The 15370-nt window shown below is 72.1% G+C and carries 13 protein-coding genes; 5 read left to right on the forward strand and 8 right to left on the reverse strand.

The annotated features are described in order from the left end of the window. Positions 1-15: 15 nt before the first annotated feature. From OG936_RS19665 to OG936_RS19675, 3 genes are read right to left on the reverse strand one after another with little or no spacing between them, the layout of a single operon-like run. On the reverse strand, positions 16-894 hold the full coding sequence (locus OG936_RS19665; protein WP_406496297.1) for an ABC transporter ATP-binding protein: 879 nt from the start codon (positions 892-894) through the stop codon (positions 16-18). After that, the gene (locus OG936_RS19670) at positions 891-1973 is read right to left on the reverse strand and encodes a FecCD family ABC transporter permease (protein ID WP_406496299.1); all 1083 of its coding nucleotides are present in this window, start codon (positions 1971-1973) and stop codon (positions 891-893) included. The genes OG936_RS19665 and OG936_RS19670 overlap by 4 nt, the downstream gene beginning before the upstream one ends. Beyond that, on the reverse strand, positions 1970-2980 hold the full coding sequence (locus OG936_RS19675) for a FecCD family ABC transporter permease (protein ID WP_406496301.1): 1011 nt from the start codon (positions 2978-2980) through the stop codon (positions 1970-1972). The genes OG936_RS19670 and OG936_RS19675 overlap by 4 nt, the downstream gene beginning before the upstream one ends. A gap of 120 nt (positions 2981-3100) precedes the next feature. Between OG936_RS19675 and OG936_RS19680 the strand changes: the two genes are divergently transcribed. Both OG936_RS19680 and OG936_RS19685 read left to right on the forward strand, forming a co-directional pair. Further along, entirely contained in the window at positions 3101-3724 is a 624-nt protein-coding gene (locus tag OG936_RS19680) for an HAD family hydrolase (protein WP_406496302.1), read from the forward strand. 607 nt (positions 3725-4331) lie between these two features. Further along, the gene (locus OG936_RS19685) at positions 4332-5729 is read left to right on the forward strand and encodes a hypothetical protein (RefSeq protein ID WP_406500512.1); all 1398 of its coding nucleotides are present in this window, start codon (positions 4332-4334) and stop codon (positions 5727-5729) included. 220 nt (positions 5730-5949) lie between these two features. Here OG936_RS19685 and OG936_RS19690 read toward each other — a convergent pair whose 3' ends face one another. Beyond that, positions 5950-6174 (reverse strand): hypothetical protein, encoded by a 225-nt coding sequence (locus tag OG936_RS19690; protein WP_406496304.1) that lies wholly within the window; start codon positions 6172-6174, stop codon positions 5950-5952. A gap of 211 nt (positions 6175-6385) precedes the next feature. Between OG936_RS19690 and OG936_RS19695 the strand changes: the two genes are divergently transcribed. After that, on the forward strand, positions 6386-6769 hold the full coding sequence (locus tag OG936_RS19695) for a cold-shock protein (RefSeq protein ID WP_406496306.1): 384 nt from the start codon (positions 6386-6388) through the stop codon (positions 6767-6769). A 21-nt stretch (positions 6770-6790) separates the two neighbouring features. Here OG936_RS19695 and OG936_RS19700 read toward each other — a convergent pair whose 3' ends face one another. From OG936_RS19700 to OG936_RS19715, 4 genes are read right to left on the reverse strand one after another with little or no spacing between them, the layout of a single operon-like run. Continuing rightward, on the reverse strand, positions 6791-7648 hold the full coding sequence (locus tag OG936_RS19700) for a 1,4-dihydroxy-6-naphthoate synthase (protein ID WP_266905882.1): 858 nt from the start codon (positions 7646-7648) through the stop codon (positions 6791-6793). Further along, positions 7629-8339 carry a futalosine hydrolase gene (locus OG936_RS19705; protein ID WP_406496308.1) on the reverse strand — a complete coding sequence of 237 codons (711 nt, stop codon included), beginning with the start codon at positions 8337-8339 and terminating at the stop codon, positions 7629-7631. Before OG936_RS19705 ends, OG936_RS19700 begins: the two co-directional genes overlap by 20 nt. Positions 8340-8368: 29 nt before the next feature. Then, positions 8369-8848, reverse strand: a complete 480-nt coding sequence (locus OG936_RS19710) for a DUF2771 domain-containing protein (protein WP_406496310.1) — start codon at positions 8846-8848, stop codon at positions 8369-8371. Positions 8849-8875: 27 nt separating this feature from the next. Then, a complete protein-coding gene (locus tag OG936_RS19715; protein ID WP_406496311.1) occupies positions 8876-10288 on the reverse strand; it encodes an MFS transporter in 1413 nt (470 codons plus the stop codon). A 467-nt stretch (positions 10289-10755) separates the two neighbouring features. Between OG936_RS19715 and OG936_RS19720 the strand changes: the two genes are divergently transcribed. Both OG936_RS19720 and OG936_RS19725 read left to right on the forward strand, forming a co-directional pair. Beyond that, positions 10756-11691, forward strand: a complete 936-nt coding sequence (locus OG936_RS19720; protein WP_406496313.1) for a DUF3027 domain-containing protein — start codon at positions 10756-10758, stop codon at positions 11689-11691. 244 nt (positions 11692-11935) lie between these two features. Then, entirely contained in the window at positions 11936-15196 is a 3261-nt protein-coding gene (locus OG936_RS19725; RefSeq protein WP_406500514.1) for a sacsin N-terminal ATP-binding-like domain-containing protein, read from the forward strand. The last annotated feature ends 174 nt before the right edge of the window (positions 15197-15370 follow it).

Raw genomic sequence — 15370 nt, forward strand, 5'->3', positions numbered from 1 at the left:
CACTGCTCCCCGGGTTCACGACGCGGGCGTGGCCTGCCAGGGCGCCCCCGGCACGACGAGTGGCGACCCCGTCACCGGGTCCGGGACGATCACCGCGTCCAGGCCGAAGACCTCGCGTACGAGAGCGGCGGTGACGATGTCCTTCGGGTGGCCCTCGGCGACGATCCGGCCCGCCTTCATGGCGACCAGGTGGTCCGCGTAACGGGCGGCCTGGTTGAGGTCGTGGAGCACGGTGACGACGGTCCGGCCGCGGGTGCCGTCCGGGGCCGGGGCGGTGAGCCGGCGCACCAGGTCCAGGACCTCCACCTGGTGTGCGATGTCGAGGTACGTGGTCGGCTCGTCGAGCAGCAGCAGATCCGTCTCCTGGGCGAGTGCCATCGCGATCCAGACCCGCTGGCGCTGCCCGCCGGACAGCTCGTCCACCGACCGGTCGCCGAGCGCGGTGATGTCCGTACGCGCCATGGCGTCCGTCACCGCCCGCTCGTCCTCCTCCGACCACTGCTGCCACCAGTGCTGATGCGGCTGCCGGCCGCGGGCGACGAGGTCACAGACGGTGATCGCCTCGGGGGCCACCGGGGTCTGCGGCAGCAGTCCGATCGACTGGGCGATCCTCCGCGTGGGGATCTTCGACAGTTCGGTGCCGTCGAGGAGCACCGCCCCGCCGCGCGGCTTGAGGAGCCGGCCGAGCGCGCGCAGGGTGGTCGACTTGCCGCAGGCGTTCGGGCCGACGATGACGGTGACCCGGCCGTCGGGCACGGCGAGGTCCAGCTCGTGGACGACGGTGCGGTCCTCGTACGCGAGCGTCAGCTCCCGCACGGTGAGCCGGCTGGTCGCGGCCGGGGCCGCCGCGGCGTCGGACGCGCCGGACGCGTCGGACGTACGGGTCGAGCTCATGCGGTGCCTCCACTGCGGCCGCGGCCGCCGCCCTGACCGCGGACGATCAGCCAGATCAGATACGGGGCGCCGACCGCCGCCGTCAGAACACCCACCGGCAGTTCGGTGGGCGAGAAGAGCCTGCGCGCCAGCAGATCCCCGGACACCACGATCACCGCACCGAGCAGTGCCGAGCAGAACAGCGGGATCTGCGCGGTCCGGGTCATCCGGCGGGCGATCTGCGGGGCGAGCAGCGCCACGAAGTCGACCGGCCCGGCCGTCCCGGTCGCCACGGACGCCAGGATCACCCCGAGGGCGACGAGACCCAGCCGTACGCGCCCCAGACGCACCCCGAGCGCGGTCGCGGTGTCGTCATCCATCGATACGGTGCGCTGGGCGCGGGCAGCCCACAGGACGGCCGGCAGCAGGACCAGCAGCGTCCAGCCGATCGGTGCGGCCTCGGACCAGCCGCGGCCGTTGAGCGAGCCGGTCATCCAGACCTGTGCCTGCTGGGCGACCAGATAGTCGCCCTTCGTCAGGAACAGTGTGGTGACCGACTTCAGCGCGATGGCGAAGCCGATGCCGATCAGGACGAAGCGGGTGGCGTGCAGCCCGCCACGCCAGGCGAAGACGTACACGAGGGCCGCCGCGGCCACCCCGCCGATGACGGACAGATACGGCAGCACGGTGTACGAGGTGACGCCGAAGGTCATCGCGCCGACCGTGAGCGCGCTCGCCCCCTGGCTGATGCCGATGATGTCGGGGCTTGCGAGGGGGTTGCGGGCGACGGTCTGGATCAGCGCGCCGGCGATCCCGAACGCCGCGCCGACCAGCAGCCCGACGACCATCCGCGGCAGCCGCAGCGTGCCGACGACCAGCTCGTCGGGGGACGGCTGCCCCAGGACCACCTTCACGACCTCGCCGGGCGCGACGAAGCTCTCGCCGACGCAGAGGTACGCGACACAGACCGCGGCCAGCAGCACGACGAGGGCGGCGGCGACGACGGCCGCCCGCCGGTGCAGCAGGAACCGGCCCCGTGCCCCGATCCGTACGACGTGGTACCCGGCGGGCCGTACCCGTACGGGGGTGTCGGCGCTCATGCGGGCACCGCCTTCCGGCGTACCAGGGTGACCAGGAACGGAACGCCGATCAGCGCCGTCATCACGCCCGCCGGGACCTCGCTCGGCGGGAAGACGACGCGGCCGATGACGTCGGAGACGAGCAGCATGACGGGCCCGATCAGCGCCGCCATCGGCAGCACCCAGCGGTGGTCGGAGCCGACGATCGCGCGGGCGATGTGCGGGACGGCGAGGCCGATGAACGCGATCGGCCCGGCCGCCGCGACACCGACACCGGTCAGCACCGTGGCCCCGACCCCGCCGACGATCCGTACGGTCGCGACGTTCTGCCCGAGCCCCTTCGCCACGTCCTCGCCGAGCGCCAGCGCGTCGAGCCCACGGGCGACGGACAGCACGAGAACGGTCCCGACCAGCATGAACGGCCAGATCTGCTGGACCACGTCGGACTCGCGCCCGCCGATCGAGCCGACCTGCCAGAAGCGGAACTCGTCCAGCGCGGACGCCCTGGTCGTCAGCACCGCCGTCGTCATCGACACCAGCAGCGCGTTGATCGCGGCGCCACCGAGGGCGAGCTTCACGGGGGTGGCGCCCCCGCGCCCGCTGGAGGCGACGGCGTACACGGCGACGGAGGCGATCGCGGCCCCCGCGAAGGCGAACCACACGTACCCCGTCAGGCTGTGGATCCCGGCGAACGCGATGGCCAGCACCACGCCCACGGAGGCGCCCTGGCTGATGCCGAGGATGCCGGGGTCGGCGATGGGGTTACGGGTGATGCCCTGGAGCACCGTGCCCGCGAGCGCGAGTGCCGCGCCGACCATCAGCCCGATCAGGGTGCGCGGCACCCGCATGTTCCGGATGACTTCGGCGGCGTCGGAATGCCCGCCGTGCAGCAGGGCGTCGATCACCTCGGACGGGGGTATGGAACGGGCCCCCACGGCGAGGCTGAGAAGTACCGCCACCAGCAGCGCCGCGACGGCCGCCGCCGTCGCGAGTGCGCGTCTGGAGCGGCGTGGTGCGGCGGCTGACATCGGACCCAATCGAAAGCGAAGCAAAGTTAGGCTTGGCTAAGTCTAAGCACCGCCGATTTCGGGCCCGAGGGCCGTACCGGACGGGTACGGCGTTCCGGCTCCGTGCCCGGCCCCGCGACAATGGACTCCATGTCCTCGCATCCCCTGACGGTCGGCTTCGACCTCGACATGACGCTCATCGACTCGCGGCCCGGCATCAAGGCCGCGTACCTGGCGCTTTCCGCCGAGACGGGGACGCCGATCGACACGGACCTGGTGGTGAGCAGGCTCGGTCCGCCGGTCGACGAGGAGCTGCGGAACTGGTTTCCGGCCGATGCGGTGGCCGCGACCGCCGACCGGTACCGCGAGATCTATCCCACACACGCCATCGCCCCGAGCCTCGCGCTGCCGGGCGCCCGGGAGTCTGTCGCGGCGATCCGGGAGCGGGGCGGCCGGGCGATAGTCGTCACCGCCAAGCACCGGCCGAGCGCGGAGCTCCACCTGGCCCACCTGGGGATCGAGCCCGACGCGGTGATCGGCGGCCTGTGGGCGGAGGCCAAGGGACGGGCCCTGCGCGAACACGGGGCGCACGTGTACGTCGGCGACCACACCGGGGACGTACGGGGCGCCCGCACGGCCGGAGCGCTGTCCGTGGCGGTCACCACGGGCCCGTGCGACGCGGAGGAGCTTCGGGCGGCGGGGGCGGATGTCGTCCTGTCGTCGCTGGCGGAGTTCCCGTCCTGGCTGGAGAAATACGCGGCGTAGGGCCTTCGACGGGCGAGGGGTCACTGAGCGCCGTACGACGGAGCATCGTCCGTCTTCACCGCGCACTCCACCCAGAGCAGCTTTCCGCCCTGCCCCGGCAGACCACTGTGCAGAGGGGGTACGCACCCCAGCTCTCCGCGTAGAGATGCGACTCGCCAGGTGCCAGCGAGGCTGCAGTGATAGGGGCGCGAGGGGTGAAAGCTGGGGGATAAGTGGCCTTGAACTGCAAGAACGCCCCCGGTGGCACTGCGTATTCACCCGGCCTCGGCCCGGCGGTTTTCGTCGGCGCGGAGCTTACTTGCGGCCGATTGGCGCTGCCGACTGGCTGAAAAGAGCGAGACAAGCCGGTTCCGCGATGGCACCCTTGATCACGTCTGCCTTCAAGAGGGCCGCACACGGAATTACTGCGGTGCATGCGGTTCCTGGCCAGTGAGTTGCCTCCCTGCGTGTGGCACTCCGTCCTGCTCGACAGCCGTTCTGGAAACCCTCCTTGATGACTACTGTTCGAACCTTGCGTTCATCGCTCCGTTGCCCGGGGACCGGAACGCCGTCCGTGACATCTTCAGCTGACCCCGAGCGGCGCCGCGCTCTCGCCCAGTTGATACCGATGCTGTGGACTGTTTCCCTCGGCCTATGGGGCCTGTCACGGCAGGACAGCGTATGGCGGGACGAGGCCGCGACCTGGCAAGTGGCCCAGCGCTCCACGGCTGAGATTTGGCACATGCTGGGAAACATCGATGCCGTGCACGGCTGCTACTACCTTCTGATGCACGCACTGTTTGAATGCTTCGGCCCCAGTACCACCATCCTGCGGCTGCCCTCGGTCATCGCCACGGGAGTGGCGGCGGCGTGCGTGGGGGGAATCGGCTACCGGCTGGCCGGTATGTGGGTGGGCTTGGCCGGAGGGATGGCTTTCGGACTGCTTCCGGCCGTGCAGTTCTATCTCCAGGAGGGGCGGCCGTACGCCCTGGTCGCAGCCGGAGCCGGAATCTCCACCCTGCTGCTCGTGACCCTGCTGCAGGGGCGCGACCGCGCGCTGTACTGGGCTGCCTATGGCGGCACTGTCGCGATGAGCGGGCTTTTGAACTGGCTCTCGCTCATGATCCTTCCAGCGCACTTGGCGACTCTGGTCTGGAGCCGGGCCGGCCGTGCAGTGTGGAGACGATGGACTGCTGCCGCCGCGGCCGCAGCGGCCTGTGTGCTGCCCTTGATCGTGTTCAGTCGAGGACAGTCCGCACAGATCTTCTGGATCCCACCGCTGACCTGGCACATGCTCATCGGCCCGGCGGTCCTGTTGGTGATCGGTGGAGTCGGCGCACTACTGGACCGGCCCCGGACCGGCCGACTGTCGGTGGCAACCGTCGGACTACCGCTGCTGGTGGTCCCACAGATCAGCCTCGTCGGGCTTTCTCTGATCCAGCCGTTGTTCCTGGACCGGTACATCCTCTTCAGTCTGCTGGGACTGGCGCTCCTGATCGGCACGGTGATCGGCTCGGCGGTACAGGCAGTGAAGCCCCGGCACCCGAGAGCGTCGCTCGCGGTTCTCCCCGCAGCGCTCGTCGTCGCGATAGTGGCATCGTTGCCGCAGTCGCTGGCCAAGCGATCCCCATCGAGCCGGGTGGACGATGTCCTGGCAATAGCCTCGGACGTGCGGCGGTTGCAAGAGCCAGGGGATGCGGTGCTCTTCATCCCATCGGCGCGCCGGGACACCAAATCCGTCTCCCCGAGTGTCTTTTCCGGTCTGCGAGACATTGCACTGGCGCAGAGCCCGGAGAAGTCCGGGACCCTTAAGGGCCTGGAGGCGACCCCCGATCAGATCCGTGCGGCAATGCTGGACCAGCGTCGGATCCTGCTGGTGACGGATACGCCTCAGGTGGCGAGACCGGTGACAGTCGAGCGGGACAAGATGAAGGTCTCCGTGCTGAAGAAGTACTTCAGGGCCGTGGCTGACGAGCAGGTCCGCGGACGAAGGGTGACAGTGTACGAAATCCGCCCCGTCGGGTGAGACAGTCAGCCGCCACACCATCGCTGAGCGACACCAGGCAGGGACATCAGCCCGCACGAGCGCCGCCGCCCCTGGCGTCTCCGCGCGCGGCGGGTCCTCAAGCGGCTTGCCGAGCAACACGACCCACCCGCAGCGTCACGACGTCACATCCTCAGTCGGGCGAGCTCAAGCCCGTACGGAACTGGGGGCGGTCGAAACGGCCCGCCGGACGCCCCCGGCCCTACGGCTTCGGCGCCCCGGCCCGCACCGAGCGCACCACGCCCGCCGCGGCGATCAGGAAGCCGACGCCCATCAGCATGCACAGCGACCACGCGATGGACGGAAGCGGATGGGTTCCGAGGAACAGCGGGGCCATCGTGGCCAGCGTGGCCAGTGCGCCGATGAAGAAGACGATCGCGCCGATCCGGACGAGCCGGTCACCTGCGCCAGAAGGAATAGTGCTCACCCCGTCAGGGTAGTTCCCGACATCGGCGAACCGCCCCGCGGCCGTCGATGTACAGAAACAAGCACCGTTTCTGGACAGCAGTCCGGATGACCAGGCTTGACGAGGGGTACGTCACCTGGGGAGGCTTTTGCCAGCAGGGGAGCACCACCACTGGATAACCTGACCTGCTGAGGCTTTGTTCCGGCATACGGGTTGAGATGAGGTGCGTGCTTTGCCGACTGGCAAGGTCAAATGGTTCAACAGTGAGAAGGGCTTCGGCTTCCTCTCCCGCGATGACGGCGGCGACGTCTTCGTGCACTCCTCCGTGCTCCCCGCCGGCGTCGACGCACTCAAGCCCGGCCAGCGCGTCGAGTTCGGCGTCGTCGCCGGTCAGCGCGGAGACCAGGCGCTGTCGGTGGCGATCCTGGACCCGACACCCTCCGTCGCGGCCGCGCAGCGCCGCAAGCCGGACGAACTCGCGTCCATCGTGCAGGACCTGACCACCCTGCTGGAGAACATCACGCCGATGCTGGAGCGTGGCCGCTACCCCGACAAGGCGGCCGGCAAGAAGATCGGCGGCCTGCTGCGCGCGGTCGCCGACCAGCTCGACGTATAGGCCCCGGCATTCTGCGGGACCTCAGACGAACGACAGCGCATCCGGGCCGAGGGGCGGTACCAGCCCCTCGGCCGCGGCGCGCGTCAGCAGTCCGCGGATCGCCGCGTAGCCGTCCTCGCCGAGGTCGGCCGTGAACTCGTTGACGTACAGCCCGATGTGCTGGTCCGCCACGGCCGGGTCCATCTCCTGGGCGTGCTCCAGCACGTAGGGCCGGGAAGCCTCGGGGTCGTCCCAGGCCATCCGTACCGAGGTGCGCACCGAATCGGCGAGCAGCTTCAGCGTGTCCGCGCCCAGCGACCGCTTGGCGATGATCGCGCCGAGCGGGATCGGCAGCCCGGTCGTGTCCTCCCAGTGCCGGCCCATGTCGGCGAGGTTGTGCAGCCCGTAGTTCTGGTAGGTGAAACGCGCCTCGTGGATGACGAGACCGGCGTCCACCTTCCCGTCGCGCACGGCGGGCATGATCTCGTCGAACGGCAGGACGACGATCTCGCCGACCCCGCCCGGCACCACCTCGGCCGCCCAGAGCCGGAACAGCAGATACGCGGTGGAGCGCTCGCTCGGCACGGCGACGGTCCGGCCCGTCAGGTCCGTGCCCGGCTCCTTCGTGAGGACGAGCGGCCCGCAGCCCCGCCCCAGCGCCCCGCCGCACGGCAGCAGCGCGTACTCGTGAAGGACCCACGGCAGTACCGCGTACGAGACCTTGAGGACGTCGAGCTCGCCGCGCTCGGCCATGCCGTTGGTGATGTCGATGTCGGCGAAGGTGACATCGAGGGCGGGCGCGCCGGGGACCCGTCCGTGCGCCCAGGCGTCGAAGACGAACGTGTCGTTCGGGCACGGCGAGAAGGCGATGTCCAGCCGGTCACGCGTGGTTTCGGTCATGGGGGGTCCAGCCTTCCAGTACGGGTATGAGCTTCCCGAACGCCCCGGTGAGCGCGGTCAGCGCGTCGCCGATGCGCCAGGCGGCGCGGTCGCGCGGGCCGACGGCGTTCGAGACCGCGCGGATCTCCAGCACCGCCGTGCCCGCCCGCCCGGCGGCCTCGGCGACCCCGAAGCCCTCCATGGCCTCAGCGGTGGCCGCGGGGTGCGCGGTGAGCAGTGCGGCGGTGCGCTCCGCGGTGCCGGTGACGGTGCAGACGGTGAGGACCTCCCCGGTCGCCCCACCGGTGGCCGCGGCCACCTCCCGTACCAGTGCGGGCGGTGGCGTGAAGCGGTCGCGCCCGAAGCCCAGGGCGGTGACGGGCAGGAATCCGTCGGGGGTGTCGGCGCCCAGATCGGCGGCGACGATCGCGCTCGCGACGACGAGGGAGCCGAGCGGCGCGGCGGGGGCGAATCCGCCGCCGATGCCGGCCGAGACGACGAGACCGTACGGCTCGGGCGCGGTGGCCAGCGCGAAGGCGGCGGCGGCCGCGGCGGCGGCCGGTCCCGCGCCGCCCGCGAGGACGTCGAAGGGCCCGGCGCGGTGGATCTCCGCACCCCCCGCCTCGCGCACAGGCGCCGCGGAACCGTCCCCGAACGTACGCGTGACCGCGTCCCGTTCCACCGGGACAGCGGTCACGACAAGCACACGCACGGGGGGAGTCCTCCGAGGTCAGGAGAGGATCAGCTGGTCTTCTTCAGCTCGAAGTGCCAGACGCCCGTGAGCTTCTTGCCCTTGGTCTCGACGATGCTGACCTGCGTCTTGTTCGACGTCTCGCCGGTCTGGCTGGAGAAGAAGGCGCTGCCCGGGATGGACCGGTAGGTCTTCTTGTACGGCTCCTGCTCGGCCTGCTGGCCGTTGATGAACAGCGTCCAGCCGTTGTCCGCGATCTCCGGGTCGACGCCGAAGCGGACCTTGTCGTCCATGGCGACCTCGACGGACTTCTCCGCCTTCTTGTTGAGGCAGCTCTCGTATTCGGAGGACTTGAGGGGCTCGCCGCCGTTGTAGCAGGCCGCCTCGGACGTCACCACGTTCCCGCCGACCGTTACGGTCGCGAGCGGCGTCGGCTTGTCGCAGGCGGAGAGGACAAGGAGTCCCGCGGACACGGCACCAAGAGCGACGCCGATTCGACGGCCCTTACCGGAGAAGAACGCAACGGTCATGGGCCGAAGGCTATCGGTCGCTCCGGCTCACGCCACGCGGGGGTGCGGCGAGCCGCGCCGCGCGCCGACCAGCAGCCCCCGTACGGACGTGGCCGCACCCAGGGCGAGGATGCCCGCGGCGACCGACATGCCGAGTACGCCGTTGAGGGGGAGGACGATGCCGATGCCGCCGCCGACCACCCACGCCATCTGGAGCACGGTCTCCGACCGGGCGAACGCGGAGGTCCGTACCTCCTCGGGCACGTCGCGCTGGATCATCGCGTCCAGCGAGAGCTTCGACAGGGCCTGGGTGAAGCCCGCCGTCGCGCTGAGCGCGGCGACCATGACGGTGCTGAAGAAGAACGCGGCGAGCACGGCGACCCCCAGCGCCAGGGTCAGCACGGAGGCGACGATCACCTCGGGGCCGCGGGCCTTCAGCCAGGCGCCGAACGCCGTGCCGAGCGCGTTTCCCGCACCGGCCGCCACACCGACGATGCCGAGCGAGACGGCGGCGCTCTGCCCGGCGAGCGGCTGCTCGCGCAGCAGGAACGCCAGGAAGAAGATGAGGAATCCGGAGAGCGCGCGGTGCGCGGTGTTGGCCTGGAGACCGTTCAGCACGGACGGTCCGACGGACCGCAGCCCGGGCCGTTTCTCGCCGTTCTTCTCCCGGCCCCTCGTCCTCCCGTTCCGCTTCGTCCCGGGCCGGGGGGCCGCCGCGCCGTACGTCGGCACCAGCCGGGCCTTGCGCTCGCCCTTCGCGGAGTCGACCGTGTGCGGCAGCGTGAAAGCGAGGACGGTCCCTCCGATGAAGATCACGCACGCCCCGTACAGCGGCCAGGGAGACCCGATCGTGTGCAGCCCCGCGCCGATCGGGGCGGCGACGCCGGTCGCCAGGAGACCGGCCAGGGTGACCCGGGAATTCGCCTTCACCAGCGAGAAGCGCGGTGGCAGCAGGCGCGGCACGACGGCGCTGCGGACCACCCCGTACGCCTTCGAGCAGACCAGGACGCCCAGCGCGGCCGGATACAGCTCCAGGCCGCCGGTGGCGACCGCGCCCGACATGGTGAGCGCGAGCACCGCACGGGTCAGCATCGCAGCGGCCATCGCGGCGCGGCGGCCGTGCGGCAGATGGTCCAGGAGCGGGCCGATCACGGGCGCGAGGAGGGTGAAAGGCGCCATGGTGATGGCGAGGTAGAGGGCGACGCGGCCCCGGGCCTCGTCCGTCGGCACGGAGAAGAACACCGTCGACGCGAGCGCGATCGTGATCATCACATCGCCCGCGCCGTTCACGGCGTGCAGTTCGATCAGCTTGCCGAGCCCGGACTCCCCGGCGCCGTGGGCGTGCGTCGCCTTCCGGATGCCTTTCGCGGTGCCGGTGAACGGGGTGTGGAGGGCATGACCGATCGCCCGGCCCGTCCTGCGGAGCGGGCCGGAATCCTTGTGCGACCTGGCGGAAGTCACCTCGACATAGTGCCCCAGCCGTCGCGGTGACGAACCGGCATCGGTCCGGGACGCGGAGCGCTCCGCCCTGTCGGGTCAGTGCTCCGCCCGGCCCGCGGCTCGAACCGGCTGGTCGTCCGGCCGGTTGTCAGGCTGGTCGTCGACCGGTTGTCCGGTCCGTCTCCGTACGGGCCGCGAGGCCGTCTTCGCACCGGACACGGCACCGGATACGACCCTGTTCCGGACGGGCAGGTGGGCGGGGAGCGGCGGAGAGGGTAGCGTGCGTAGCGCGCCACCGGCGGTTGTCCTCGGCCGCGCGCCTATCGGCGATCCCGCAGAATGGATTGCAGAAGGTGCGCCCGAGGCAGGCACAACGGGTGTGGACGTCGACGCGGCCCCCAGGTCCGCTCCGCCCGCAGCCGTCATGGCCGAAATCGATGGATGTGCTGGCGCACTCGTGAGACTGGCGTAGGAGAGAAGCGAGACCTGTGAGTGCTGCGACGACGCGAAGCCGTACGGCCCGTACCCCTGCCCCCGACCGTCTGTGCGCCGAGGCGGTAGACCTCGCGCGCGCGGCGGCCGAGGAAGCAGCCGCGCCGGGGGTCGTCGGTGAGCATGTGGGCCTGGTCTCCGAGGGCGACCGGGTCGTTACGCACTTCTTCGAGTGCCGGGAGCCCGGCTACCGGGGCTGGCGCTGGGCGGTGACCGTCGCCCGGGCGTCCCGCGCGAAGAACGTCACCCTCGACGAGACGGTTCTGCTGCCCGGCAGCGATGCGCTCCTCGCCCCCGAGTGGGTGCCGTGGAGCGAGCGCCTGCGCCCCGGCGACATGGGGCCCGGCGATCTGCTGCCCACCGAGGCGGACGACCTCCGCCTGGAGCCCGGCTACACCGGTGAGGACGAGCCGCCGCCGAGCTCCGCGGTCTCCGAGGTTTCCCAGGAGATGGCCGACCTCGTCGACGCGGAGGACGCGGAGCTGACGACGCGCCCCGCGACGACCAGCCGGGGCTCGATCGCGGCGGTCGCCGAGGAGCTCGGCATGCGGCGGGCGCGGGTCCTGTCGCGGTACGGGCTGCACACGGCGGCCGACCGGTGGGACGAGGGGTTCGGCGCGAAGACGCCGATGGCCCAGGCGGCGCCCGCGTCGTGTGTCACCTGCGCGTTCCTGGTGCCGTTGGCGGGGTCGCTGAAGCAGGCGTTCGGGGTCTGCGCGAACGAGTTCGGCCCGGCCGACGGACACGTGGTGTCGCTGTCGTACGGGTGCGGAGGGCATTCGGAGGCGGCGGTGATGCCGAAGCCGCCGAAGCCGGCGCCGCACGCGTTGGACACGATGCAGGTGGACGAGTACCCGTTGCGGCCGGCGCGGGACTCCGGCTCGGTCCCGGCGGAGCCGGACGCTCCGACGGAGGATCTCGGCCACTCCTGACCGGGGCCGGGTTTGCGGGCACTCCGGCGCGGCCGGTGACGCAGACCCGCGGGCCCGCCCCGCGAACCGGTTCCGTCCTCAATCGCCGGACGGGCTTGATTTCGTACACCCCGGCTTGTCCGGCCTCGCCATGGGTGACCCCGCAGACATGGCCCCCCGCCCGGCGAGAGGACCCGGTACCTTCAGGCGCACACTGGCGGCACGGGCAAGGCGTAACCGGAAAGAGCGGAGTCAGAGCGTGAGCATGAATGCGACCGAGGGGGCCGATCCGTTCGGGACCGCACGGATGCGACGCGGCGTGCTCGACGCCTGGGGCGCCGGCCCCGCCAGATTCCGCGAGGACGCCAACGCCGAGGAGGACCTCGCGCTCGGCGGCTACCGTGACCGCCTCGTCGTCGAGCTGGCCCAGAACGCCGCCGACGCCGCCGCCCGCGCCCGGGTCCCCGGGCGGCTCCGCCTCACCCTGCACGCGGCGACCGCGGACGCCCCCGCCGTACTCGCCGCCGTCAACACCGGCGCCCCCATCGATGCCACCGGCGTGGAATCGCTCTCCACCCTGCGCGCCTCCGCCAAGCGCGAGGGCCACGAGGGAGCCGTCGGCAGGTTCGGCGTCGGGTTCGCCGCCGTGCTCGCGGTGAGCGACGAGCCCGCCGTCGTCGGCCGGCACGGCGGCGTCCGCTGGTCCCTCGCCGAGGCCCGCGACCTCGCCGCCCGCGCGGCCGTCGCCAGCCCCGGCCTCGGCGACGAGCTCCGCCGCCGCGACGGCCACGTACCGCTGCTGCGGCTCCCGCTGCCCGCCGAGGGCACCGCACCCGACGGGTACGACACCGTCGTCGTCCTCCCGTTGCGCGACGGTGGCGCCGAGGACCTCGTGGTCCGGCTGCTCGACGCGGTCGACGACGCCCTCCTGCTCACCTTGCGCGGGCTCGACGAGATCGTGATCGAAACCCCGGACACCGTGCGGACGCTGCGCCGCTCGCAGCACGGCCCGTACATCCACGTCGAGGACTCCGCACACGGTACGCACCGCTGGCGCACCGTCACCCACCACGGCCCCGTCGAGGCCGCGCTGCTCGCCGACCGGCCCCGCGAGGAACGGCTGCGCCCGCACTGGTCGGTCACCTGGGCCGTCCCCGTGGACGCGGAAGGCGCCCCCGTACGCCCCCGCACCGCCCCCGTCGTCCACGCGCCGACCCCCACCGACGAACCCCTCGGCATTCCCGCGCTGCTCATCGCGTCGCTGCCGCTCGACACCGCCCGCCGCCACCCCGCGCCCGGCCCGCTCACCGACTTCCTGGTGCAGCGCGCGGCCGACGCGTACGCCGAACTGCTCGCCGGCTGGCAGCCGGTGGCGGTCGACACCATCGACCTCGTTCCCGGACCGCTCGGCAAGGGCGAACTGGACGGCGCCCTGCGCGGCGCGATCCTGGCGCGGCTGCCGCGCGTCGCGTTCCTGGCGCCCGCCGCCCCGCGCGACGCCGCGGCCGAAGCGGACCGGTGGGACACCTGGGACGCGCAGCCGGACGGCATCCGCGAGGCGGTCACCACCGCGCTGCGCCCCATCGAGGCCGAGGTGCTGGAGGGCGTCGGCGCCGAGACCGTGCGGGTGCTCTCCGAGGTCCTGCCCTGCCTGCTGCCCGCCGGACTGGAGCGCCGCAGCGAACTGCGCACCCTCGGCATCGCACGCGTCCCGCTGACCGAGGCGATCGACCGGCTCGCCGGGCTCGAACGCGACCCCGGCTGGTGGCGGCGGCTGTACGACAGCCTGTCCGGCGTCGACCCGGACCGCCTCTCCGGTCTGCCCGTCCCGCTGGCCGGGAAGCCGGAGACACCGGAATCGCAGGCCCCGGCCGCGCCCCGCACCACCATCGGCCCCCGCCAGGTCCTCCTTCCACTCCCCGGCGCGCTCACCGGACCCGTCCTCGGCCGGCTCGCCCGGCTCGGGCTGAAGGTCGCGCACCCGGATGCCGCCCATCCGCTGCTGGAGAAGCTGGGCGCCCTGCCCGCCTCGCCGCGCGCCGTGCTGTCGACCCCTCAGGTGCGGGCCGCTGTCGCCGGATCGCTGGACGCGGGCGAGGTCTGGGACGAGGACGCGCTGGACGTCGACGAGCTCGCCGAGACCGTCCTCACCCTCGTACGGGACGCCGACCTGGCCCCCGGCGACGAGCCCTGGCTCGGTGCGCTCGCCCTCCCCGACGAGGACGGCGAACCGGCCCCCGCCGGTGAACTCGTGCTGCCCGGGAGCCCGTTCGCGGCCATCATGCGGGAAGGGGAACTCGCGCTCTGTGAGCAGGAGTTGGCCGAACGCTGGGGCGAGCAGCCGCTCACCGCCTGCGGCGTGCTCGCCACCTTCGCCCTCGTGAGGGCCGCCGATGTCGTTCTGGACCCGGACGAACTGGAGCCCCGTGAGGGCGACTTCGCCGATCCCGACGACGCCGGTCTGCTCGACGCAGTCGATGTGTGGTGCGAGGACGTCCTCGACCAGTTGCAGTTGAGTCTGCCGCCGCGCAGTGGTGACGATGAGGGGTGGTGGTCGGGCGACGGGCGGGCTCCGGTGCCGCCGGTCGCCACCGAACTCGTAGCCGTCCGCGACCTGGACCTCGTCGACGACGACGCCTGGCCGCAGGCGCTCGCCCTGCTCGCCCGGCCGCCGCTGCGCGACGCGCTGACCCAGCCCGTGCGGGTGCTGCTGCCCGACGGCACGACCCGGTCCGTCCGCCCGTACACGGCCTGGTGGCTGCGCGACCACCCCGTGATCGACGGCCGCCGCCCGGCCGGCCTGCGCGCGGCGTCCGGCGACCCGCGGCTGGCCGGACTGTACGAATCCGCCGACGCGACCGGCTTCGACGACGCCCAGGTGCTGCGCGCTCTCGGCGTACGGACCTCCGTGGCCGCCCTCCTCGACGAGCCCGGCGGCGCCGCCGAACTCCTCGGCCGGCTCGCGGACGAGGACCGCGAGGTCGGCCCCGTACAACTGCACGCCCTGTACACCGCGTTGGCCGATCTCGACCCCGAACAGGTCACGCTGCCCGACGCGTTGCGGGCCGTGGTCGACGGCGAGGTCCGGGTCGTCGACGCGGCGGACGCCGTGATCGCGGACGCCCCGGATCTGCTGCCGTTGACCACCGGGCTCCCGCTGCTCCCGGTCGCCCCGGCGCGCGCGGCCGATCTGGCCGAGCTGTTCCAGGTGCGGCGGCTCGGCGAGACCGTGGCGGCCGAGGTGACGACGGAGGGCGAGGAGCATCCCGTACCGGATGCGGTACGGGTCCTGCTCGGCGCCCGGACTCCGGACACGTACGTCGAGCACGGTGAACTGCGCGCGGGCGGCGTCGAACTGGACTGGCGCCGCACCCCCGACGGGGCTGTGCACGCTGCCACGCTGGAAGGCGTCGCGGCGGGCTTGACCTGGGCGGCGGGGCAGTGGCCGCGCCGCTTCGAGGTCGCGGCGCTGCTGGAGGACCCGTCCCGTACGGAGGAGCTGGCCCGGGACCGCTGGTTCGACTGAGACGGGGCTCGCAACGGCGGTCGGGGACGCCCGCCCGGCGGTACCCACGGGCGGGCGGGGCGGGATCTTCCGGGCGGGGCGGGATCGTCACGGAAAAGTCGCCTTCGTGTGCAACCCTTCACATCTGTGGGGAGTCTCGTCCGACGAGTCACCAGACTCGTCGGACCGAAGACC

It is taken from the genome of Streptomyces sp. NBC_00846 (assembly GCF_045207325.1).
GTDB lineage: Bacteria > Actinomycetota > Actinomycetes > Streptomycetales > Streptomycetaceae > Streptomyces.